The sequence below is a fragment of the Saccharopolyspora indica genome (assembly GCF_027853965.1).
GTDB lineage: Bacteria > Actinomycetota > Actinomycetes > Mycobacteriales > Pseudonocardiaceae > Saccharopolyspora > Saccharopolyspora indica.
The window spans coordinates 521,713-541,432 of sequence record NZ_JAQGLB010000002.1; the positions used below are offsets into that span (position 1 = coordinate 521,713).

At 69.7% G+C, this 19,720-nt stretch carries 20 protein-coding genes; 10 read left to right on the forward strand and 10 right to left on the reverse strand.

All coding sequences use genetic code 11. From position 1 onward, the window contains the following. Positions 1-4 precede the first annotated feature (4 nt). Positions 5-865: a helix-turn-helix transcriptional regulator gene (locus OU416_RS06325; protein ID WP_270925864.1), complete on the reverse strand. Its 861-nt coding sequence runs from the start codon at positions 863-865 to the stop codon at positions 5-7. An 86-nt stretch (positions 866-951) separates the two neighbouring features. Here OU416_RS06325 and OU416_RS06330 point away from each other — a divergent pair, with 86 nt between their 5' ends. Next, on the forward strand, positions 952-1,710 hold the full coding sequence (locus OU416_RS06330) for an SDR family oxidoreductase (RefSeq protein WP_270925865.1): 759 nt from the start codon (positions 952-954) through the stop codon (positions 1,708-1,710). Between the two features lie 77 nt (positions 1,711-1,787). Further along, complete coding sequence (locus OU416_RS06335) at positions 1,788-1,997, forward strand: tautomerase family protein (RefSeq protein ID WP_270925866.1); 210 nt, start codon at positions 1,788-1,790, stop codon at positions 1,995-1,997. Between the two features lie 60 nt (positions 1,998-2,057). Here OU416_RS06335 and OU416_RS06340 read toward each other — a convergent pair whose 3' ends face one another. The 3 genes from OU416_RS06340 to OU416_RS06350 all read right to left on the reverse strand — a co-directional run bounded on the left by OU416_RS06340 (position 2,058) and on the right by OU416_RS06350 (position 5,623). Then, positions 2,058-3,605 (reverse strand): alpha/beta hydrolase, encoded by a 1,548-nt coding sequence (locus OU416_RS06340; RefSeq protein WP_270926084.1) that lies wholly within the window; start codon positions 3,603-3,605, stop codon positions 2,058-2,060. A 375-nt stretch (positions 3,606-3,980) separates the two neighbouring features. Further along, complete coding sequence (locus tag OU416_RS06345; protein WP_372907159.1) at positions 3,981-4,628, reverse strand: HNH endonuclease family protein; 648 nt, start codon at positions 4,626-4,628, stop codon at positions 3,981-3,983. 158 nt (positions 4,629-4,786) lie between these two features. Further along, a complete protein-coding gene (locus tag OU416_RS06350) occupies positions 4,787-5,623 on the reverse strand; it encodes a lysophospholipid acyltransferase family protein (RefSeq protein WP_270925867.1) in 837 nt (278 codons plus the stop codon). 121 nt (positions 5,624-5,744) lie between these two features. On the opposite strand from OU416_RS06350, the gene OU416_RS06355 reads away from it, so the two are divergent. Continuing rightward, positions 5,745-8,231 (forward strand): DNA translocase FtsK, encoded by a 2,487-nt coding sequence (locus tag OU416_RS06355; protein WP_270925868.1) that lies wholly within the window; start codon positions 5,745-5,747, stop codon positions 8,229-8,231. A 221-nt stretch (positions 8,232-8,452) separates the two neighbouring features. Next, a complete protein-coding gene (locus tag OU416_RS06360; protein WP_270925869.1) occupies positions 8,453-9,709 on the forward strand; it encodes a sialidase family protein in 1,257 nt (418 codons plus the stop codon). A 17-nt stretch (positions 9,710-9,726) separates the two neighbouring features. Here the strand turns inward: OU416_RS06360 and OU416_RS06365 are convergent, their stop codons facing one another. From OU416_RS06365 to OU416_RS06380, 4 genes are all read right to left on the reverse strand, one after another. Next, the gene (locus tag OU416_RS06365) at positions 9,727-10,263 is read right to left on the reverse strand and encodes a hypothetical protein (protein WP_270925870.1); all 537 of its coding nucleotides are present in this window, start codon (positions 10,261-10,263) and stop codon (positions 9,727-9,729) included. 180 nt (positions 10,264-10,443) lie between these two features. Further along, positions 10,444-11,658, reverse strand: coding sequence for an alpha-hydroxy acid oxidase (locus OU416_RS06370; RefSeq protein WP_270925871.1), 1,215 nt, complete (start codon positions 11,656-11,658; stop codon positions 10,444-10,446). Positions 11,659-11,761: 103 nt separating this feature from the next. Then, the gene (locus OU416_RS06375; protein ID WP_270925872.1) at positions 11,762-12,331 is read right to left on the reverse strand and encodes a phospholipase; all 570 of its coding nucleotides are present in this window, start codon (positions 12,329-12,331) and stop codon (positions 11,762-11,764) included. A 142-nt stretch (positions 12,332-12,473) separates the two neighbouring features. Then, complete coding sequence (locus OU416_RS06380) at positions 12,474-12,830, reverse strand: YbbD family protein (RefSeq protein ID WP_270925873.1); 357 nt, start codon at positions 12,828-12,830, stop codon at positions 12,474-12,476. Between the two features lie 308 nt (positions 12,831-13,138). On the opposite strand from OU416_RS06380, the gene OU416_RS06385 reads away from it, so the two are divergent. Together OU416_RS06385 and OU416_RS06390 are read left to right on the forward strand one after the other, a co-directional pair. Continuing rightward, positions 13,139-14,461, forward strand: coding sequence for an AAA family ATPase (locus OU416_RS06385; protein WP_270925874.1), 1,323 nt, complete (start codon positions 13,139-13,141; stop codon positions 14,459-14,461). 76 nt (positions 14,462-14,537) lie between these two features. Then, on the forward strand, positions 14,538-15,068 hold the full coding sequence (locus tag OU416_RS06390) for an RloB family protein (protein ID WP_270925875.1): 531 nt from the start codon (positions 14,538-14,540) through the stop codon (positions 15,066-15,068). On the opposite strand, the gene OU416_RS06395 is transcribed toward OU416_RS06390, so the two are convergent. Both OU416_RS06395 and OU416_RS06400 read right to left on the reverse strand, forming a co-directional pair. Next, positions 15,055-15,585, reverse strand: a complete 531-nt coding sequence (locus tag OU416_RS06395) for an amino-acid N-acetyltransferase (protein ID WP_270925876.1) — start codon at positions 15,583-15,585, stop codon at positions 15,055-15,057. The genes OU416_RS06390 and OU416_RS06395 overlap by 14 nt on opposite strands. Before the next feature lie 34 nt (positions 15,586-15,619). Next, complete coding sequence (locus OU416_RS06400) at positions 15,620-16,129, reverse strand: amino-acid N-acetyltransferase (RefSeq protein WP_270925877.1); 510 nt, start codon at positions 16,127-16,129, stop codon at positions 15,620-15,622. Positions 16,130-16,267: 138 nt separating this feature from the next. Here OU416_RS06400 and rimO point away from each other — a divergent pair, with 138 nt between their 5' ends. From rimO to OU416_RS06420, 4 genes are all read left to right on the forward strand, one after another. Continuing rightward, positions 16,268-17,707 (forward strand): 30S ribosomal protein S12 methylthiotransferase RimO, encoded by a 1,440-nt coding sequence (gene rimO, locus OU416_RS06405; RefSeq protein WP_270925878.1) that lies wholly within the window; start codon positions 16,268-16,270, stop codon positions 17,705-17,707. Next, on the forward strand, positions 17,704-18,318 hold the full coding sequence (gene pgsA, locus OU416_RS06410; RefSeq protein ID WP_270925879.1) for a CDP-diacylglycerol--glycerol-3-phosphate 3-phosphatidyltransferase: 615 nt from the start codon (positions 17,704-17,706) through the stop codon (positions 18,316-18,318). Before rimO ends, pgsA begins: the two co-directional genes overlap by 4 nt. Further along, on the forward strand, positions 18,315-18,806 hold the full coding sequence (locus tag OU416_RS06415; RefSeq protein ID WP_270925880.1) for a CinA family protein: 492 nt from the start codon (positions 18,315-18,317) through the stop codon (positions 18,804-18,806). Before pgsA ends, OU416_RS06415 begins: the two co-directional genes overlap by 4 nt. Before the next feature lie 182 nt (positions 18,807-18,988). Further along, on the forward strand, positions 18,989-19,423 hold the full coding sequence (locus OU416_RS06420; RefSeq protein ID WP_270925881.1) for a helix-turn-helix domain-containing protein: 435 nt from the start codon (positions 18,989-18,991) through the stop codon (positions 19,421-19,423). The last annotated feature ends 297 nt before the right edge of the window (positions 19,424-19,720 follow it).

Sequence of the window (19,720 nt, forward strand, 5' to 3'; positions counted from 1 at the left end):
GGCTTCAGTCCCCGTGGTCGGTGAGTTGTTGGGTGGTGATGACGGCGAGGAGGTCCAGTTTGTCGGCGCTGTCCGTGCCTACCGCGGGGGTGAACCAGAGGAGTCGTTGGCGGCCGTCTTCGCTGAACAGGTGGAGGCAGTTGACGTCGAGCTCTCCCAGGGCGGGGTGGATGAGGCGTTTTCGGTCGTTGCGGCGGAATGCCACGTCGTGCTCGGCCCAGAGCTCGGCGAATTCGGGGGAGCAGTGGAGCAGGGTTGCGATCAGCGAGCTCGCTTCGGTGTCCCGGGCATCCCGGCGCGCTGCTGCGGCTCGCAGGTCGGCGGCCAACGCCCGGGACTGCGTCGGGTGGTCCTCCTCGGGGTAGATCCGCCGTGCCCCGGGGTCGGTGAACCACCGGTGGATGAAGCTCGCTTCCTGACCGTGGAAGCCCGATTGGTCGCCGAGCAGGGCGACGGCGAGCGGGTTCTGCACGAGGGTGGCGTGCAGATCGGTGATGACCTGGGCGGGCGTCGAGGTCAGCCGGGTGAGCAGGTCGAGCATGCCGGGGTGGACGTGCGAGGAGAGGCCGCCCTGCACCGGGACCGGGCGATCGGCGAGGTGGTAGAGGTGATCGCGCTCGTCGGCGGTCAGCCGCAGGGCCCGCGCGAGGGCCGCGAGCATCTGCTCGGACGGTTGGGAGCCGGCGCCGCGTTCCAGCTCGTTGTAGTAGTCCACCGACGCGTCCGCGAGCTGGGCCACCTCGTCGCGGCGCAGCCCGGGCACGCGGCGCCGCGGGCCGCGGACGAGCCCCACGTCCTCGGGGCGGATGCGCTCGCGCCGGGATCGGAGGAACGCGCCCAGCTCGGTGTGTTTCGCGGACTTCACGGCCACCAGTCTGGGGCAGCCGGGGCAGCTGGCACAGGGGACGCCATCCCCTGGCACCGCCCGCAGCCGCCCCGCACCGTGGAGGCATGACTTCCACCGACACCACCAGTGCGGCGGTCGGCCGGGTCGCGGTCGTCACCGGAGGCTCGCGCGGTATCGGCCGGGCCGTGTCCCACCGGCTCAGCTCCGACGGCTGGACCGTCGTCGTCAACTACGTCACCGACGCCGCTGCCGCGCAGGAGACGGTGGCCGCGCTCACCGCCGCTGGCGGTACGGCGCTCGCGGTCCAGGCCGACGTCGCCGACGAGAACGCCGTCGCAGCGCTCTTCGACCAGACCGAGGCGGCGTTCGGGGGCGTGGACGTCGTCGTGAACGCTGCGGGGCGCTTGGCGCTCTCGCCCATCGCCGAGCTCGACCTGAACGTCCTCGACCAGCTGCACCGGACCAATGTCCGCGGAGCTTTCGTCGTCGCCCAACTGGCCGCCCAGCGCCTGCGCGCAGGCGGTTCCCTCGTGTGCTTCTCCAGCTCCGTCGTCGGCACGCAGTTCCCCGGCTACGGTGCGTACGCCGCCAGCAAGGGCGCGATCGAGGCGATGACCCTGATCCTGGCGCGCGAGCTGCGCGGGCGCGACATCACCGTGAACACCGTCGCCCCCGGCCCGACCGCCACCGAGCTCTTCCTCGCGGACAAGACGGAGGAACAGGTCGAGTCGCTGGCCAAAGCACCGCCGCTGGAGCGCCTGGGCACCCCGGAGGACATCGCCGCTGTCGTCGCATTCCTGACCAGCGCCGAGGGCCGCTGGGTCAACGGCCAGATCCTGCGCGCGAACGGCGGCATGGTGTGACGCCCCGCTCTGTTCCGCGGACACCGACGCAGCGGTCCGCCGGACCGCTCGCCCAACACAACCCCAGGAGGACGACCGTGCCATTCGCGCACTTCAAGGTCCCTGCCGACACCATCACTGCGGCGGACAAGAAGAAGATCATCGAACGCACCACCGACCTGTACGCCGAGATCTACGGGGAGCGGGCGCGGCCGACCACGGTCGTTCTCGTCGACGAGGTCGTTGACGGCGGCTGGGGCGTGGCCGGCAACGTCCTGACCGCCGCCATGCTCAACGGCGACGTCTGATCGCCACGTGCGACGGCCCGGCGCCGTGGTGCCGGGCCGTCGCGCAGCGGAGAACCCGCATCAGCGCCAGTTGGCCTGGAGGGCCTCCTGGAGGAATTCCGGTTGCTGCGGGCGCTTGCTGAACAGGGTGTTCACGCCCTCCGGGGTGGGCTGGGGGAGGGGTTCGCACGTGGTGTCCGGGCCTTCGCCGGGCTTGCGCGGCGGGAGCTCGCCCGTGAGGAGGTAGTCCGCGATCTGGTCGTCGAGGCAGGTGTTCCCGCTCAGGGAGCCGGAGTGGGTCGTGCCACCGGGGAGGCTGATCAGGCTCGCTCCGGGGAAGCGCTCGCGGGCTTCCAGAGCTCCCGGGAACGGGGTTGCCGCGTCCAGCTCCTCGCTGATCAGGAGGGCGCTCTCGACCTTGCTGCCGTCCACCTCGACCGGCTTGCCCGGTTTCGCGGGCCAGAACAGGCACGGGGCGTTGTACCAGGCGTTGGCCCAGGTCTCGAAGGGCGCCTTCTCGTGGGTCTCCCAGTTGTCCTCGCGCCACTTCGGCCAGCTCTGCGGCCACTTCACGTCCGTGCACTGCACCGACAGGTAGACCGCGTAGCCGTTGTCGTCGCCCGGCGGGTTCGCGCTGTCGTAGATCTTCTTCAGCGTTTCCCAGTCGCCGTCGTGCACCCAGCCCGCGAACGCCTTGGCGCGGCTGTCCCACGCCGACTGCGAGTAGCCCGCGGTCAGGAACAGGTCGGTCCACTCGTCGGGGCCGATCACGCCGCCTGCCGGTTGCGCGTCCAGGGCGGCCTTCTGCTCGTAGTAGAGCTTCTCGACGTCCGCGCCGGTGGTGCCCAGGTGGAAGGTCGAGTCGTGCTCGGCGATCCAGTCGAAGAAGATCTTGATGTTGCGGTCGAAGGCCACGTCCTGGTTCAGGTTGGCCTGGTACCAGACGTCTTCGACGTCGACCACGCCGTCCATCACCACCCGGCGCATCCGCTCCGGGTGCAGGGTTCCGTAGACCTGGCCGAGGTAGGTGCCGTAGGAGAAGCCGTAGTAGTTGATCTGCTCGGCGCCCAGCGCCTCGCGGATGCTGTCCATGTCCTCGACGACGTCGGTGGTCTTGATGTGGTCGAGGAGCTTGCCGGTGTTGCCGCAGGCGCGGGCGTAGCCCTCCGAGCGGTCGAGCCAGGTCTGCTCCAGCTCCGGCGTCGTGGGCAGGTAGTTCGGACGGTCGTAGGAGAAGTAGCCCGGATCGCAGGAGATCGCGGGTTCGCTGGCGCCGACACCGCGCGGGTCGAAGCCGATCCAGTCGTAGGCCGCTCCGGCGTTCTTGGGCACGTACGCGCCGAGCGCGGACAACCCCAGCCCCGAACCGCCCGGCCCGCCCGGGTTGACCAGCATGACGCCCTGGTACTGGTCCTCGGGCACGGTGTGCTTGACCCGGGATACGGCCAGCGAGATCTGCTCACCCGCCGGATCGGCGTAGTCCAGCGGGACCTGCAGCGTCCCGCACTCCGCACCGGCCTTCTGCAGGCCTTCGTCGGGGCAGGGGCCCCACTGGATCGGTGCCGGGTCGAACTCCGGTGCCGCACTCGCGATCCCCGGCGACAGACCCGCCAGCAGCCCGGCCGCCATCGCGGCGGTGACGACTTTTCGCACGATTGCTCCCCGTCCATCCGCTTGCGCCCACCAACCAGGTGAGCAATGTGGACAGTAAACGCGATGCCACGCGCGAGAGCTGCGCGATTGGCGAGAAATGCTCTGCCCAGGCGACTCTCGCTCGGAGAGACCCGGGTGAGGCTCCGTTTCCGCTGTTCAGTGCCCGTGAGCGTTTTGTGGTGCCATAGCCCCCCAAACCACTCACGGGTCTTTACCAGCGGAAACGGAGCGCATCAAGGTGCCGAGTCCCACCCGACCGCACCTCAGGGGACCGTGACGCGACCCAGCCACGAGGAAGCCCGAAGGCGCGAGTTCAGCCCCAAGGCGTCACTACCACTGTGCATCGCGGATTTAGTACGAGCAGCGGTTGAGCATGGTTTGCAGGGCCGACTTCTCCGCGGTCTGCAGGGTGAGCTGCCAGCGGTGCTTGGTGTGGATCCAGAACTTCGCGTAGCCGCAGTGCGCGCTGGTGCGCGGGGGTTTCCAGGACGCCGGGTCGCGGTCGCCCTTGGTGCTGTTGATCTCGGTGGTCACCGCGATCAGCTGCGGCCCGTCGAGGTCGTTGGCGAACGCCTCGCGCTTGGCGGTGCTCCAGCTGCTGGCCCCGGAGCGCCAGGCCTCCGCCAGCGGGACGATGTGGTCGATGCTGATCTTCGAGGGCGAGGTCCTGGTGACGCCGTCGAAGTAGCTGTACCAGCTGCCGGAGGTGGGGTAGCAGTCCGAGCCCACCTTGACGTTGTCGCCGTCGCGCTTGAGCACCTGCTCGCGGGTGCTGCAGGTGCCCGAGACGGTCTTCCAGTGCGGGAACTTCTCCCGGGAGTAGCCGTTCATGGAGCCCTCGGTGCGCACGGTCAACCCGTTGAGCTCGGACTGGACCTGTGCCTTGCCGGGCACGTCGGGCGGGAAGGCGAGAGCGGTCGGGGCGCCGGCGACGGAGAACGCCAGGAGTGCGGTGAGGGCGAGTGGTAAGAGGAGCGCGAGTCTGCGTGACGATCGCACGGGCGTGCCTTCCGATCAGGAGGAAGCGGACATAACACGATCTCCTCGGAATGTGTCACGCCCTCGCCCGCGGTGTGACCGCACAACTACCGGTAGTTGAACAACGTCCGATGTGGATGCCCGCCGAAAGGCCGCACGGCCTCGGCCGATCGGGGCAATCAGGGCCGCCAGGGGCTCGGCTTGTCCGTGGCCGGGCGGGTCGGGTCCTGGTGGTGGGGTGCGCCGAGCTCGCCGTCGCGGAGCGGGGTCAGGCCCTCGGTGATCGCTCGCATGATGCGGTCGCGGGCCCGGGCCGCGTCGCCGATGCGGTCGGCGGAGAGGTCGCCGAGGTCGACCGGCGGTCCGAAGTGGACGCGCAGGCGCGGGCGGCGGCGGACCGCGCGCAGCCACGAGGTGAGCAGGATGCGCAGGTCGGCGGCGCTCTCCACGCGGACCATGCCGTAGCACATCGCCTCGTGGGCGCCCCACTGGCTGATCGGCACCACGGTCGCGCCGGAGGCCAGCGCCATGCGGGCCGCGCCGGTCTTGCCGCGCTCCGGCCACATGTCCGGTTCCAGCGTGATGCGGCCTTCCGGGTACACCAGCACCGGGTGGTGGTCGCCGGTCAGGGCCGCGACCACCTTGTCCATCGCCTCGCCGGCGGTGCTCTTGCCGCGATCGGCGCGGACGTGCCGGCAGCGGCGCAGCACACCGCCCAGCACCGGGGCGTCGAACAGGCCGCCCGTGGCCAGGAAGCGCGGCGCCAGCCGGCGGCTCCGGCAGGCAGCGATCAGGACCAGCGCGTCCAGGTTGCCGATGTGGTTGGCGGCCAGCAGCAGCGGCTTGCCGCGCAGCTCGTCCGGCACGTCGCCGGTGACCTCCAGCCGCCCGGTGATGCCGATGATCGCGCGGTCCACCCGCATCAGGGTGCGCCAGAGCAGCGGCGCGCCGCGGAACAGCTTCTCGCGGTCGGTTCGGCGTGTCGGCTCGTGCGGACCGGTCGGAAGGGCAACCATGATTCTTGAGGATCTCACGCCCGATGCCCCGATTGGGGGAGAACGCCCGAGAAAAGCGTCCGAGCCGCCGTTCGCCGTGGCTGTTGTGACGGGAGAGGCGGGTGCGGATACCGTGTGGGGTATGGCGAGCCGGACATCGAACGGGGGACGTGGCTCGGCGCGCAGCAAGAGCGCCACGAAGAGTAGCGGCTCCGCGTCCCGCAGTGGCGGATCGGGCCAGGGCAAGCCCCGCGCGAAGTCGGGGACCGCACGGAAGAGCACGGCCAAACCGCGCGGTTCGACGCACACGCCGCGCAGGCAGCCCGCGAAGCGCCCGGCGAAGTCCCGCGGTGGGGGTGTGGCCCGCGGCGTCGGCAGCGTGGTGCGGGCGATGGGCAAGACCCGCGAGCTCGATCCGGCGCACCGGCGCGACGGGCTGGCGCTGGTCTTCCTGGCCACCGCGGTGATCGCGGCCGCCGGGGTCTGGTGGCAGGCGGGCGGGCCGGTCGGCCACGGCTTCGACCTGGCGCTGCGCTCGATCATCGGCTCGGCCGCCGTGGTGCTGCCGCTCGTGCTGCTGGGCGTGGCGATCGTGCTGATGCGCACCGAGAGCACCGCCGAGGCCCGGCCGCGGGTGGTGATCGGGTCGATGCTGCTGATCCTCACCACGCTCGGCGTCATCCACATCGCCTCCGGCGCGCCGCTGGAACCCGAGCAGTGGCCCAACGCCGGTGGTGCGCTCGGCTTCGTCTCGGGCGGGCCGCTGGAGTACGGGCTCACGCCGTGGGTCGCCGTTCCGGTGCTGGTGCTGGTCGGGCTGTTCGGGCTGCTGGTGCTCACCGGCACCTCGGTGCGCGACATCGGTGATTGGCTGCGGGGCGGCGAGCCCGGGGAAGAGACCGACGAGCCGAAGAAGTCGCGCTCGAAGGCGGAGGACGCGGAGCCGACCGAGGTCAAGCTGCGCCGCCCGTCGCGGCGGCGGCAGGCGGCGATGGCCGACGAGGACCCGCAGCTGTCCATCGAGGACGTTCCGGAGGAGCCGAAGCCGCCCAAGCCGAAGGCGGCGGCCGCTGTTCCGGCGAACCAGCCCGCTCCGGAGAAGCCGAAGAAGAGCGACAAGCCGCAGATCAGCCGCAGCGTCGAGGGCGATTACAAGCTGCCGCCGCTGGACGTGCTCACCGACGGCGAACCGCCGAAGAACCGCAGCCGCGCCAACGACGCGATGATCGAGGCGATCACCGCGGTGCTGGAGCAGTTCAACATCGACGCCCAGGTCACCGGGTTCACCCGCGGCCCGACCGTCACGCGCTACGAGGTCGAGCTCGGCCCCGGCGTGAAGGTCGAGAAGATCACCGCGCTGACCAAGAACATCGCCTACGCGGCGGCCACCGACAACGTGCGGCTGCTGGCGCCGATCCCGGGCAAGTCCGCGGTGGGCATCGAGGTGCCCAACAGCGACCGGGAGATGGTGCGCCTCGGCGACGTGCTGCGCTCCAGCCAGGCCACCAAGGACAGCCACCCGCTGGTGATGGGACTGGGCAAGGACATCGAGGGCCACATGGTCACCGCGAACCTGGCCAAGATGCCGCACCTGCTGGTGGCCGGTTCCACCGGTTCCGGCAAGTCCAGCTTCGTCAACTCCATGCTGGTGTCGCTGCTGGCGCGGGCGACGCCGCAGGAGGTCAGGATGATCCTGATCGACCCGAAGATGGTGGAGCTGACGCCCTACGAGGGCATCCCGCACCTGATCACGCCCATCATCACCCAGCCGAAGAAGGCCGCCGCCGCGCTGGCCTGGCTGGTGGAGGAGATGGAGCAGCGCTACCAGGACATGCAGGCCAACCGGGTGCGGCACATCGACGACTTCAACCGCAAGGTCAAGTCCGGTGAGATCACCGCGCCGCTGGGCAGCGAGCGGGTGTACCAGCCCTACCCGTACATCCTGGCCATCGTCGACGAGCTCGCCGACCTGATGATGACCGCGCCGCGCGACGTCGAGGACGCCATCGTGCGCATCACGCAGAAGGCGCGCGCCGCGGGCATCCACCTGGTGCTGGCCACCCAGCGGCCGTCGGTGGACGTGGTGACCGGTCTGATCAAGACCAACGTGCCGTCCCGGCTGGCGTTCGCGACCTCGTCGCTGACCGACTCGCGGGTCATCCTGGACCAGCCCGGTGCGGAGAAGCTGATCGGCATGGGCGACGCGCTGTACCTGCCGATGGGCGCGTCGCGGCCGGCCCGGGTGCAGGGCTCATTCGTCGGCGACGACGAGATCCACCGCATCGTCTCGTTCACCAAGGACCAGGCCGAGCCGGAGTACACCGACGGCGTCACCGCGGCCAAGGCGAGCGAGAAGAAGGAGGTCGACTCCGACATCGGCGACGACCTCGACGTGCTGCTGCAGGCCGCCGAGCTCGTGGTGACCAGCCAGTTCGGCTCCACCTCGATGCTGCAGCGCAAGCTGCGGGTCGGGTTCGCCAAGGCCGGCCGGCTGATGGACCTGCTGGAGTCGCGCGGCGTGGTCGGCCCGTCGGAGGGCTCGAAGGCCCGCGAGGTGCTGGTCAAGCCCGACGAGCTGGAGAACGCGCTGTACTCGATCCGCGGCGGGCCGTCCCCGGACGAGGAGTGAGTCCGTGAGCGCTTCGGGGCGCCGCAGCACCCCGGAGCGCTCACGGTTCTTCCCGTTTTCACCGGCATTTCCACCGGCTTTCCCGGTCTCTTCGCACTGCTCCGTTTGCGAATCGGGATTGCGCTGAACGGAATGCTCGAACCGGCCGAATTTCACGATGTTTGAGATATTCTCCGGCGCGCTGACGGTATTTGTCCGCCGCGATTTCGTGAGGTTCGCGCATGCTCGTCCGGAAATTACGCGCTGTCCTGTCGGTTTCGTTATCGGTGCTGCTGCTGGCCGGATTCCAGTCGGTCGCCGCCGGGGACGCCGGTCCATCCGATGTGGACAGAGGGGAGCTGTTGCGCACCGGGGGCAGCAGCTATCCCAGGCTGGTGCGGTTGCAGAACTCCGGTGACGCCAACGGCCGGGTGCTGGTCAGCATGACGACCTACGCCGACCGGACCGGATTCGCGGTCGTCTACGAGAGCACCGACGACGGAGCCACGTTCCAGCCCGTCGGCGAGATCCGCGACCCGGAAGGCGCGGACGAGAAGGGCATGTGCTGCTCGACGCTGTACGAGCTGCCGCAGCAGGTCGGCGACATGCCCGCCGGAACGCTGCTGTGGGCGGGCACCGCGGGCGTCGGCGCCGACCCGGAGGAGCGGCGCAGCAGCATCCGCTTGTGGCGCAGCGACGATCACGGCCGCACCTGGAGCTTCCTGTCCACCATCGTGCAAGCACCGGTGGGGCCGGGCGTCTGGGAACCGGAGTTCACCGTTTCGAAGCAGGGCGACCTGGTCGTGTTCTACTCCGACGACGGCGATCCGAAGCACGACCAGAAGATGGTCCAGATGCGCTCCGCCGACGGCCGGAACTGGACGGACCTGCGGGAGACCATCAAGAACGACAAGTTCACCGTGCGACCCGGCATGGCGGGCGTGCGGCAGCTGCCCGACGGCACCTACGTGATGGCCTACGAGGTCTGCAACTACGACCCGGTGCACATCTGCACGATCTGGACGCGCACCTCCCGGGACGGCTGGGACTTCGGCGATCCGTACGACCTGGGCACCGAGGTCCTGTCGGAGACCGGTGGCCAGCCGCTGGGCACGCCGACCATCGCCTGGGCGCCGGGCCCGAACCCGAACGGCCGGCTGCTGCTGGCCTACCAGATGCTGGCGGGCGACGAAGGCGGCTGGGCGCCGGGCAACGGGCGCACGCTGATGGTCAACGACGACCCGTCCGACCTGGCGCGCGGCTGGCGGGAGATCCCGTCGCCGGTGCAGATCAGCTACAACCAGGGCAGCGCGTGCCGGAACTTCAGCCCGACGCTGCTGCCGACCAGCGACGGCCGGTCCGTCATCCACGTGACCACGGACTTCGAGAAGTACATCGGCGGCCCCTGCGAGGCCTTCCACGCCACGGGCCCGGTCGACGGCGCCACGACGGCCGCACCTCCGCAGATCCACCCGATCGACCCGCGCCCCGGCCGTTAGGGGCGCAGGCCCGGTCGTCACTTGACGGTGAGCGGGCCTTCGATCGGCTCGTACCGGTGCGTCACGAGCTCGAAGTACCCGTACTGCAGCTTGCCGTTGTGGGGCCTCGCCCTGCTCAGCGTGAGCTGCACGCCGTCGACGGAGTCGGTCTTGGTGTCGGGCTCGCCCTCGCCGAGGGGCGTGTAGCTGTGGACGTAGGTGCCGGTGGCGACCGCGCCGTCCTCCGCCCAGCTCGACCACGTCAGGTTCGTGAGCCGCACGTCGTCCTTGCCCATCGAGGACAGGACCAGCTCGCCGGGACGCTGCACCAGCGTCCCGCCACCGCCCTGGGCGAAGCTGACCACGTAGGCGTCGGGCGATTCCGCAGCGGTGGTCTCCGCTGCCGGTTCGACGTCGGTGCCCGGTGATGGGGCGCTCGTCGCGATCGAGGGCTGCTGCCCCGGGTTGTCCGAACTCGGTGCGCCGGCGTCCTGGCCGCAGGCGGGGAGCAGCAGGACGGCGCCCAGCGCCATCACCGGGCTGAACGCTCGCACGACTGTGTGCAACTGAACCATGCCTCCTCGGGCGGTGATCGAAACGTCCGTAGGACGTCCGGAGGAGGCGCGGGTTCACTCCCGTCGCGCGAAAAGCGCGAGTACACCGGTATTGGGGCTGAACGCGCCAACCGGTTGAGCTGAACGGCGGCGGAAGCCCGCCACCGGCCTCGCTGCCGCGAGAACCGGTGGCGGGGTTGCTCAGCGGCGCAGGACGGCGTGCGTGCGGTCCAGGTCCGCGATGGAGCGGACGCCGAGGAGCTGGAGGGTGCGGACGATCTCGGTGCCGAGGATGTCCACCGCCTTCTGCACACCTCGTTCACCGCCGGCCATCAGGCCGTAGAGGTAGGCGCGGCCGATGAGGCACGAGTCGGCGCCCAGCGCGATCGCCGCGACGATGTCCGCGCCGCTGGTGATGCCGGTGTCCAGCAGGATCTCGGCCCGGTCGCCGACCGCTTCGCGCACCGCCGGGAGCAGCTCCAGCATGGTCGGCGCCCGGTCCAGCTGGCGTCCGCCGTGGTTGGACAGGATCACGCCGTTCGCGCCCAGCTCGACCACGCGGCGGGCGTCGTCGGGGTTCTGGATGCCCTTGACGATCAGCGGGCCCTGCCAGAGCTCCCGCAGCCACTCCAGGTCGGCGTAGTTCAGCGACGGGTCGAACATCGAGTTGATCAGGTCGTGCACGGTGCCCGACCAGTGGTGGAAGGAGGCGAACGTCAGCGGCTCGGTGGTGAGCAGGTTGAACCACCAGGCCGGGTGCATCGCACCGTCCACGATGGTCTTGAGCGTGAGCTCCGGCGGGATGGTCAGGCCGTTGTGGGCATCGCGCAGCCGCGCGCCGCCGACGGGCGTGTCCACGGTGAGGATCAGCGCTTCGTAGCCGGCGTCCTGCGCGCGCTGGACCAGTTCGCGGCTGGCCTCGCGGTCCTTCCACAGGTATAGCTGGAACCACTTGCGGGCCTCCGGCGCGGCGGCGGCCAGGTCCTCCACCGAGGTGGTTCCCATCGTCGACAGCGCGTACGGGATGCCGGTGCGCTCGGCGACGCGGGCCACCGCCGGTTCGCCCTCGTGGTTCATCATCCGCGTGAAACCGGTGGGCGCGAAGGAGAACGGCAGCTTCGACGGCTTGCCGAGGATCTCCGTGGAGGTGTCCACAGCGGACACGTCGCGCAGCACCGAGGGGCGGAACTCGACATCGCGGAACGCCCGGCGGGCGCGGCGCAGGCTGATCTCGGCCTCGGCGGCGCCGTCGGTGTAGTCGAACACGGCGCGCGGCGTGCGCAGGCGGGCGATGGTGCGCAGATCGGCGATGGAGTGCGCGGCCGACAGCCGGCGCTCGGTGGGGTTGAACTGCGGTGGCTTGACCCGCAGGAGCGGACGCAGCTCGGACCAGCGCGGAAGTTGCCGCTTGACCATTCGGGCTCCCTTCGTCGGGGAGCGACATTACCTCTGCGAACGAGTTGTGGGACCCGAAGATCGAGGAGGGGCGCGCCACAGGCCCGGCGCGCCCCTCCCGGGGTCAGCTGGTCGCGGTGAGCTGCACGAGCTCGCCCGCGGCGTTGACCGCCTGGAACCTCAGCGGCTCGCCGCTAGCGGACGGCAGCTGCTGGATCTGCGCGTGCTCGACGGCTTCGGCGGTGGAACCGCTCACGCCGCCGAACTGCCGCACCGCGAAGTAGTAGATGTTCGCGGTGCCCTTGCACGCCACGTTGTCACCGCAGGCGGTGTACATGTCGTCGCGGAAGTTGTCGTCGATCTCCTTGCGGTTCGGCTCGCTGAACCGCTCCTGCTTCTTGTAGTTGCGGTAGCCGAAGTCGTGCCGGTCGCAGCTGGTGCGGAACTCGAAGCCCAGCGGCTCGTCCGGCGACATGGAGCAGCCGTCGGAGGACCAGTCGAGCTGGTCGGCGTGCGGCTGCTCGGCCCTGGTCCGGGTGAAGTCGTCGATGGAGAGCTCGAACAGGTACTGGTCGGTGGTGCTGCGCAGTTCGCCCGGGCTGAGGTCGGCGTGCGCGGTACCTGCGGTGAGCAGCAGCGCCCCGGCGGCGACGACGGTGGTGAACAAGCCACGGCGAGCGGGAGATCGTTCCACGGCAGAGCTCCTCGGTTCCGGAGTGATCACTCACCGTGTTATAGCCGGTGCGGGTGATGTTCGCGGGAAACCTGAGCAACCTGCACGAGAAAGGTGGAACCTGAGCCGCTCGGCGGCGCCGCCGGGGCGTGCTGGGCGCTCGTCAGCCCTGCCAGGCGTAGACCTGGTCGCCGTCGGCGACGGCGAAGAAGTCCCCGCAGTGGTAGGTGGTCGACTGGGGAAGCGGGTTCGGCCACCAGTCGGCCGTCACCTTGGGCGTGGCCGTCTCCGCGGCGGGCTTGCAGGCCTGCTCCGGCAGCGGCGCGCCACCGAGCTTGCCCGTGATGATCGAGACGTTGGTGTCCAGGTTGAACTTCACCTTGATGTCGGTGGTGCTCTCGGGCAGCCACGGCGGGACCCAGCCCGCCGGTCCGTCGTTCGCCTGGCGGACCGCGGCGACGTCGGCGAAGGAGTGCTCGCTCTCGTCGGCCGACGCACAGCCCGTCAGAACCGTGGCCACGGCCGCCAACCCGATCAAACTCCGCTTCACGTGCATCCCTTCGACGATGTTCTGCCGCGCCCGGTGATCAGGTTACGTGAGAATCATTCGGGTCTAGCTGATGGCGCGGGTGCGTCGCCGCCCGTGCCGGAGCCGGTACGCGGGGTGATGGGCGGAGGAATCCGGGAAGGGCGGACGTGCGGAGCCGGACGCGGTCCACCTCTCCTGGTGATCTTCGGTCCAGCTGCTCTCTTTTCATAGTCACAAGCCGTCTTGTGCGGTTTACTTGCACAGAAGGCCGTGAAGCTGTTTGTACGGGAGGTGTCTGCATGCTCCGAAGCTTCCGATTGGGCAACCACAGGTCGTTCCTGACCGAGCAGGAGCTGCTGTTGATGCCGCGCTTCGACAAGAGCCGCTACGTGCTGCCGGTGACTGCCGTCTACGGGGCGAACGCTTCGGGGAAGTCGAACCTGCTGAGCGGCTTGGCATTCATGCAGTCGGCCGTTCGATCGTCCTTCCAGCGCTGGGACGCGCTGGAAGGTGTTCCGCGGACCCCCTTCAAACTGGCCTCTGCGGCGGCCGGCACCCCGTCCGTCTTCGTCGTGGAGTTCAAGACCGGCGGAGTGGCCTACACCTACGGTTTCGCGATGGACGATGAACGGATCGGCGAGGAGTGGTTGTACTCGTATCCGGAAAAACGGAAGCGAATCGTCTTCGAGCGGACCGGGAGTGAAGTCAAGTTCGGCAGCACGTTGCGGGATGCCAAGGGTGAGCTGGGCGTGCTCGGGCAGATGACGAGGGGCAATGCGCTCCTGCTGAGCGTCGCTGTTCAGCTGAACCTCGAATTCGCGATGCCCGCGTACCGCTTCATTACCCGCGACCTGATTTTCTCGAGCTCCGAGGGGTTGTCGAATCCTCGGACTGAGGCGCTTGGCCGGTTCATCGTGCGGGATCCGAATAACCAGAGGCGAGTGGTGGACCTGCTCCGGGCCGCTGATCTGGGGATCACCGACCTCCTCGTGGAGGAGGATGAAGACCCGATGTGGTCGAGATCGGTTGAACGCGCCGAGGCGGAGTTGCAGAAGATCGATGCCAAAATGGCGGACGACGTCGATGAGGAATACCGCAATTCGGTCCGCGACCGGCTGAATTTCCTTCGCGACTCCGGTCCCAGGAAGATCCATCGGGTGAAGACCGTGCACGGTGACCTCGCTGCGCCTTTTGACGTTGCGGAGGAGTCACAGGGAACGAGGTCGTGGCTGCGGCTCATTCCCATTGCGCTAGGCGCGTTGGACAGGGGATCGGTGTTGCTCGTCGATGAGATCGATTCCAGTCTGCACCCGCTGCTGACGGCCAGGCTGGTCGGTCTCTTCCGCGACGAGCGGACCAATCCGAACGGTGCGCAGCTCATCTTCACCACTCATGACACGAGCCTGCTCGGCACGATGCTCGGCGACGAGGTGCTCAAGCGTGACGAAGTGTGGTTCGTGAGCAAGGAAGAACGCGGCGACACGAGCTTGTACGCGCTCAGTGACTTCAAGCCCCGCAAGGAAGAGAACGCGGAGCGCCGTTACCTCCAGGGCAGTTACGGTGCCGTCCCCTTCGTCGACCACGACGAGTTCGTGATGGCCGTCCGGGGTGAGCGTGACTAGACGCGGTATCACCAGGCGGGAGAACAGAAGAACGCGCGGGGCTCCGAAGTTCGATTCGGCCGATAGCCTGCTCGTGGTGTGCGGGGCGGATTGCACGGAGAGCCAGTACCTGCGCGCGCTGAACCGGAATTACCGAGGCCGCTCAGCCAAGTTGACCGTGGTGACGGATGGCGTCGACCCGCGAACGCTGGTGCGGAAGGCGGCCAAGGTCCGGGGCCTGCAGCCCAACGAGTTCGACGAAGTCTGGTGCGTGGTCGACGTCGACGAGTTCGATGTCGAGCCCGCAGTCCGCTCAGCCAAGGCGGAGGGCGTGCAGTTGGCCGTGTCGAACCTGTGCTTCGAGTACTGGCTGCTGCTCCACTTCGAGGACTGCGGGACCGCCTTCCGGACTCCGGCGGATGTGGACGAGCGCCTCCGCAGGCACGTGCCGACCTACGACAAGACGAGGCTGGACTTCTCCGACTTCGAATCCGGCGTGCGCGAAGCCGTGGCGCGGGCGAAGCGGCGCTGCGATTTCGGCAGCGAGCATCACCGCAATCCGTCCAGCGGGGTGTGGAAGCTCGTGGAGAAGGTGGTTCCGGCGGAGTCCGGGGTCAGGTCAGCGTGAGGAGCATCCGGGTGTTGCCGAGGGTGTTGGGCTTGATGTTGGCCAGGTCGAGGAATTCCGCCACTCCCGCGTCGACCGAGCGGCGCATCTCCTCGTAGACCTCCGGGGTGACGGGCGCGCCGTCCACCTCGCGGAAGCCGTGCCTGCCGAAGAACTCCGTCTCGAAGGTCAGCACGAACAGGCGGACCAGGCCCAGTTCGCGGGCCAGCTCCACCAGCTGGCGCACCAGGCGGTGGCCGATGCCGGTGCCCTTGGTCGCCGGGTCCACCGCGACGGTGCGGATCTCGGCGAGGTCCTCCCAGAGCACGTGCAGGGCGCCGCAGCCCACCACGCGGGCCGGGCGGTCGGGCTCGGTCAGCTCGGCGACCCAGAACTCCTGCACGTCCTCGTAGAGCGTGACGAGGTTCTTGGCCAGCAGCACTTCGCCCGCGTAGGTGTCGACCAGCGTCTTGATCGCCGGGACGTCGGCGATCCGCGCCCGCCGAATCGCTATCGCCGATGGCGCATAGTCATTCATGAAGGCATGGTAGCGCCGCGCGCCACCGGATTGCTCAGCGCGCGCCGAGGCGCAGCAGCATCCGGGTGTTGCCGAGGGTGTTCGGCTTGACGTGGGCCAGGTCGAGGAACTGCGCCACGCCCTCGTCCGGCGAGCGCCGGATCTCCTGGTAGACCTCCGGCGGGACCGGCGTGTCGGCGATCGGCAGGAAGCCGTGCCTGCCGAAGAAGCCGGTCTCGAAGGTGAGCACGAAGATCCGGGCCAGGCCGAGTTCGGCGGCCGTCGCGATCAGCCGGGCGACGATCGCGTGCCCGACGCCGCGCCCCTTGCTCATCGGGTCCACCGCGACGGTGCGGATCTCGGCCAGGTCCTCCCACAGCACGTGCAGGGCGCCGCAGCCGACGAGGGCGCCGTCCGCTTCGGCGACCCAGAACTCCTGGACGTCCTCGTAGAGCGTGACGAGGTCCTTGCCGAGCACCACCTTCCCGGCGTAGTGGTCGATCAGCGCCTTGATGCCGCGGACGTCGCGCACTCGGGCCGGGCGGATCTCTACCGGAGCGTTCACGTTAGGTAAGCCTAACCATAAGTCGAGCGTCCCGGGTGGTAATCTCGACCACCACCGCTCGCCACCCCGGGTGACGCCGGGCGGTGCCGAGTGCCGGGTTCAGGCAGGGCCGCAACACCTGGACGTTAGGCTCGACGCATGTCAACCGAGCAGAATCACCGCCGAGTCGCCATGGTCACGCTCGGTTGCGCCCGCAATGAAGTCGACTCCGAAGAGCTCGCCGGGAACCTGCACAGCCGCGGCTGGGACCTGGTCGAGGCGGAGGACGCCGCCGACGTGGTGGTCGTGAACACCTGCGGCTTCGTCGAATCGGCCAAGAAGGACTCCGTCGACACGCTGCTCGCCGCCTCCGACACCGGCGCGAAGGTCGTCGCCGTCGGCTGCATGGCCGAGCGCTACGGCAACGAGCTCGCCGAGCACCTGCCGGAGGCCGACGCGGTCCTCGGCTTCGACCACTACGGCCAGCTCGCCGACCGCCTCGACGACGTCCTCGCGGGCAAGGCCATCCAGGCCCACCAGCCGCAGGACCGCCGCAAGATGCTGCCGATCTCCCCGGTCGCCCGGCCCGCCGCGGCCGCCGAGGTCGCGGTGCCCGGCCACGGCTGGGTGCCCGCAGCGCGCTCGGTGGCGCGCCGCCGGCTCGACGACTCGCCCGTGGCCGCGCTGAAGCTGGCCTCCGGCTGCGACCGGCGCTGCTCGTTCTGCGCGATCCCGTCCTTCCGCGGCTCGTTCCTGTCCCGGCAGCCCGAGGAGGTGCTGGGCGAGGCGGTGTGGCTGGCCGAGCACGGCGCCAAGGAGCTGTTCCTGGTCAGCGAGAACTCCACCTCCTACGGCAAGGACCTCGCCGACCCGCGCGCGCTGGAGCTGCTGCTGCCGCGGCTGGCCGAGGTCGAGGGCGTCGAGCGGGTCCGCGTCTCCTACCTGCAGCCCGCCGAGACCCGGCCCGGCCTGGTTCGCACCATCGCGAGCACGCCCGGCGTCGCGCCCTACTTCGACCTGTCCTTCCAGCACTCCAGCGAGTCGGTGCTGCGGCGGATGCGCCGGTTCGGCTCCACCGAGTCCTTCCTGGCGCTGATCGAGCAGATCCGCGAGCTGGCGCCGGAGGCGGGCATCCGCAGCAACTTCATCGTCGGGTTCCCCGGCGAGACCGAGGAGGACTTCGCCGAGCTGCAGGACTTCCTCACCCGCGCCCGGCTGGACGCCGTCGGCGTGTTCGGCTACTCCGACGAGGACGGCACCGAGGCCGCCGGGTTCACCGACAAGCTCGACCCCGAGGTCGTCGACGAGCGCGTCGAGAAGCTCTCCGACCTGGTCGACGAGCTGATCGCGCAGCGCGCCGAGGACCGCGTCGGCAGCGAGGTGCGGGTCCTGGTCGAGCGCATCGACGACGGCGAGGTCGTCGGGCGTGCCGACCATCAGGGGCCGGAGGTGGACGGCGAGTGCCTCGTCGAAGATGCTGGAGAGGTCGGCGTGGGTGATGTGCTGCGGTGCCGGGTGGTGGACAGCGAGGGCGTGGACCTCGTCGTGCGCCCGGTCGGCGGCGCGCCCGCGGAGGACCGGTCCGGGGAGCAACCATGACGGCCGATGGCGCGGCATCCAACCCGCAGGCGGTGGGGCCCGAGCCGGTACCCGTGGTCAACATCGCCAACATCCTGACCGTGTCCCGGCTCGCGCTGGTGCCGGTGTTCCTGGTCGCCCTGTTCTGGGACGGCGGGCACGACGACCTGTGGCGCTGGATCGCCACCGGCGTGTTCGCGGTCGCCTCGATCACCGACCGCATCGACGGTGACCTGGCGCGCCGCCGCGGCCTGGTCACCGACTTCGGCAAGATCGCCGACCCGATCGCGGACAAGGCGCTCACCGGTGCCGCGCTGATCGGCCTCAGCATGCTCGGCGACCTCGGCTGGTGGGTCACCTGGGTGATCATCGGCCGCGAGCTGGCCATCACGCTGCTGCGCTTCTGGGTCATCCGGCACGGCGTGATCGCGGCCAGCTACGGCGGGAAGGTCAAGACGCTGCTGCAGGCGCTGGCCATCGGCCTCTACCTGATGCCCTTCGGGGCCTGGGCCGATCTGCCGCGCTGGATCCTGATGGGCGCGGCGGTGCTGGTCACCGTCGGCACCGGGCTCGACTACGTGATCCGGGCGATCCGGCTGCGCGCCGCTGGGCGGGCCAAGGCCGACGCATGATCCTGGAACCGGTCGGCCTGCCGTTCTCGCAGGTGGCGGAGCTGCTCGACACCCTGCGCACGCGCGGCGAGACGGTCGCCACCGCGGAATCGCTGACCGCCGGGCTGGTGGCCGCCGCGCTGACCGACGTGCCCGGTGCCAGCGACGTGGTGCGCGGCGGGCTCGTCGTCTACGCCACCGATCTCAAGGCCGAGCTGGCCGGCGTCGACGCCGAGCTGCTCGCCGAGTGCGGCGCGGTGCACCCGCGGGTCGCGGAGATGCTCGCCGACGGTGCGCGCATCAAGTGCCGGGCGGACTGGGGCATCGGGCTGACCGGCGTGGCTGGGCCGGATCCGCAGGACGGCGTGGCACCCGGCACCGTGCACCTCGGGTTCGCCGGGCCGGGCGGCGCGGCGGTGCACTCGGTGCGCCTGCCGGGTGATCGGCACGGCGTGCGGGCTGCGGCCGTTCGGGTGGCGCTGGAACACTTCGCGGATCTGCTGCGTTGATCCAGGAGGATGTCGTGCGCAGGCGGAACGCGGCGTCCTGCCGGACCGGATCGATCGGGCGCCGGACGTTCGCCCTCGGCGGACTTGTCCACGATCGTTCTCGTTCGGGCCGTGGGATGAGTAACGTAGGGAGCGTTCACGCGTGGTGCACGCGGTAGGCGACGAAGGAAGGGAGGCGCGCGATGACCGTATTGTTGCGGGAGGCGGTCGGTGACCGACTGCGCCGCGCCCGGACCGCACAGTCTCGGACCTTGCGGGACGTTTCGCGCGCTGCCCGGGTGAGCCTCGGATATCTCTCCGAGGTGGAACGGGGCCGCAAGGAGGCGTCCAGCGAGCTGCTCGCCTCGATCTGCGACGCCCTCGACCTGCCGTTGCCGGAGCTGCTGGTGACCGTGGCCGGTGACCTGGACGAGACGATGCTGGTGCCCTCCGGCGTCGACCGGGCCGCCGAGATGGTGCCCGGTCTGATCGGCGCCGAGCTGACCGAGACCGAGCTGGCCCAGCAGCAGCTGGCGGATGCGGACGCGCGCGCCTGCGCGGAGCGCCTGCAGCCGGTGCTCAGCCAGCGCATCAGCGCCCCGGTGCGCAAGCCGGGCGGAGTCGTCGTAGCAGCGTAGGGACCTGTTCCCAGGCTCGTCCGGCGCGGTGGCAGGCGCTGGGCGTACAAAATCAGATGTCAGGTCGTGGGTGCCGGAGCGGGTTCCGCCCGTTTCGGCACTCACGACCGTTTTTCCGGTACCCGGTGCGCGGCCCCCGGGGGCGGGCTGGTTCGATCTTAGGCGTGACTCCGGGCGATCCCGGAGATCTACCGTGTTTGGTGGAAGCGGACCCGACTACCTGACACGATGGAACCAGCCGACACGCCTGGTGCGTTGTGTCGGCGGTGGGGCAGCCGAGCAGCAGCAGAAGAAGGC

Excerpts from the sequence above, each read along its gene's own strand:
- OU416_RS06330 (WP_270925865.1), top strand. The coding sequence starts at position 952 with ATGACTTCCACCGACACCACCAGTGCGGCGGTCGGCCGGGTCGCGGTC.
- OU416_RS06340 (WP_270926084.1), bottom strand. The coding sequence starts at position 3,605 with ATGGCGGCCGGGCTGCTGGCGGGTCTGTCGCCGGGGATCGCGAGTGCG.
- OU416_RS06350 (WP_270925867.1), bottom strand. The coding sequence starts at position 5,623 with ATGGTTGCCCTTCCGACCGGTCCGCACGAGCCGACACGCCGAACCGAC.
- OU416_RS06355 (WP_270925868.1), top strand. The coding sequence starts at position 5,745 with ATGGCGAGCCGGACATCGAACGGGGGACGTGGCTCGGCGCGCAGCAAG.
- OU416_RS06360 (WP_270925869.1), top strand. The coding sequence starts at position 8,453 with ATGCTCGTCCGGAAATTACGCGCTGTCCTGTCGGTTTCGTTATCGGTG.
- OU416_RS06365 (WP_270925870.1), bottom strand. The coding sequence starts at position 10,263 with ATGGTTCAGTTGCACACAGTCGTGCGAGCGTTCAGCCCGGTGATGGCG.
- OU416_RS06370 (WP_270925871.1), bottom strand. The coding sequence starts at position 11,658 with ATGGTCAAGCGGCAACTTCCGCGCTGGTCCGAGCTGCGTCCGCTCCTG.
- OU416_RS06385 (WP_270925874.1), top strand. The coding sequence starts at position 13,139 with ATGCTCCGAAGCTTCCGATTGGGCAACCACAGGTCGTTCCTGACCGAG.
- OU416_RS06395 (WP_270925876.1), bottom strand. The coding sequence starts at position 15,585 with ATGAATGACTATGCGCCATCGGCGATAGCGATTCGGCGGGCGCGGATC.
- rimO (WP_270925878.1), top strand. The coding sequence starts at position 16,268 with ATGTCAACCGAGCAGAATCACCGCCGAGTCGCCATGGTCACGCTCGGT.
- pgsA (WP_270925879.1), top strand. The coding sequence starts at position 17,704 with ATGACGGCCGATGGCGCGGCATCCAACCCGCAGGCGGTGGGGCCCGAG.
- OU416_RS06415 (WP_270925880.1), top strand. The coding sequence starts at position 18,315 with ATGATCCTGGAACCGGTCGGCCTGCCGTTCTCGCAGGTGGCGGAGCTG.
- OU416_RS06420 (WP_270925881.1), top strand. The coding sequence starts at position 18,989 with ATGACCGTATTGTTGCGGGAGGCGGTCGGTGACCGACTGCGCCGCGCC.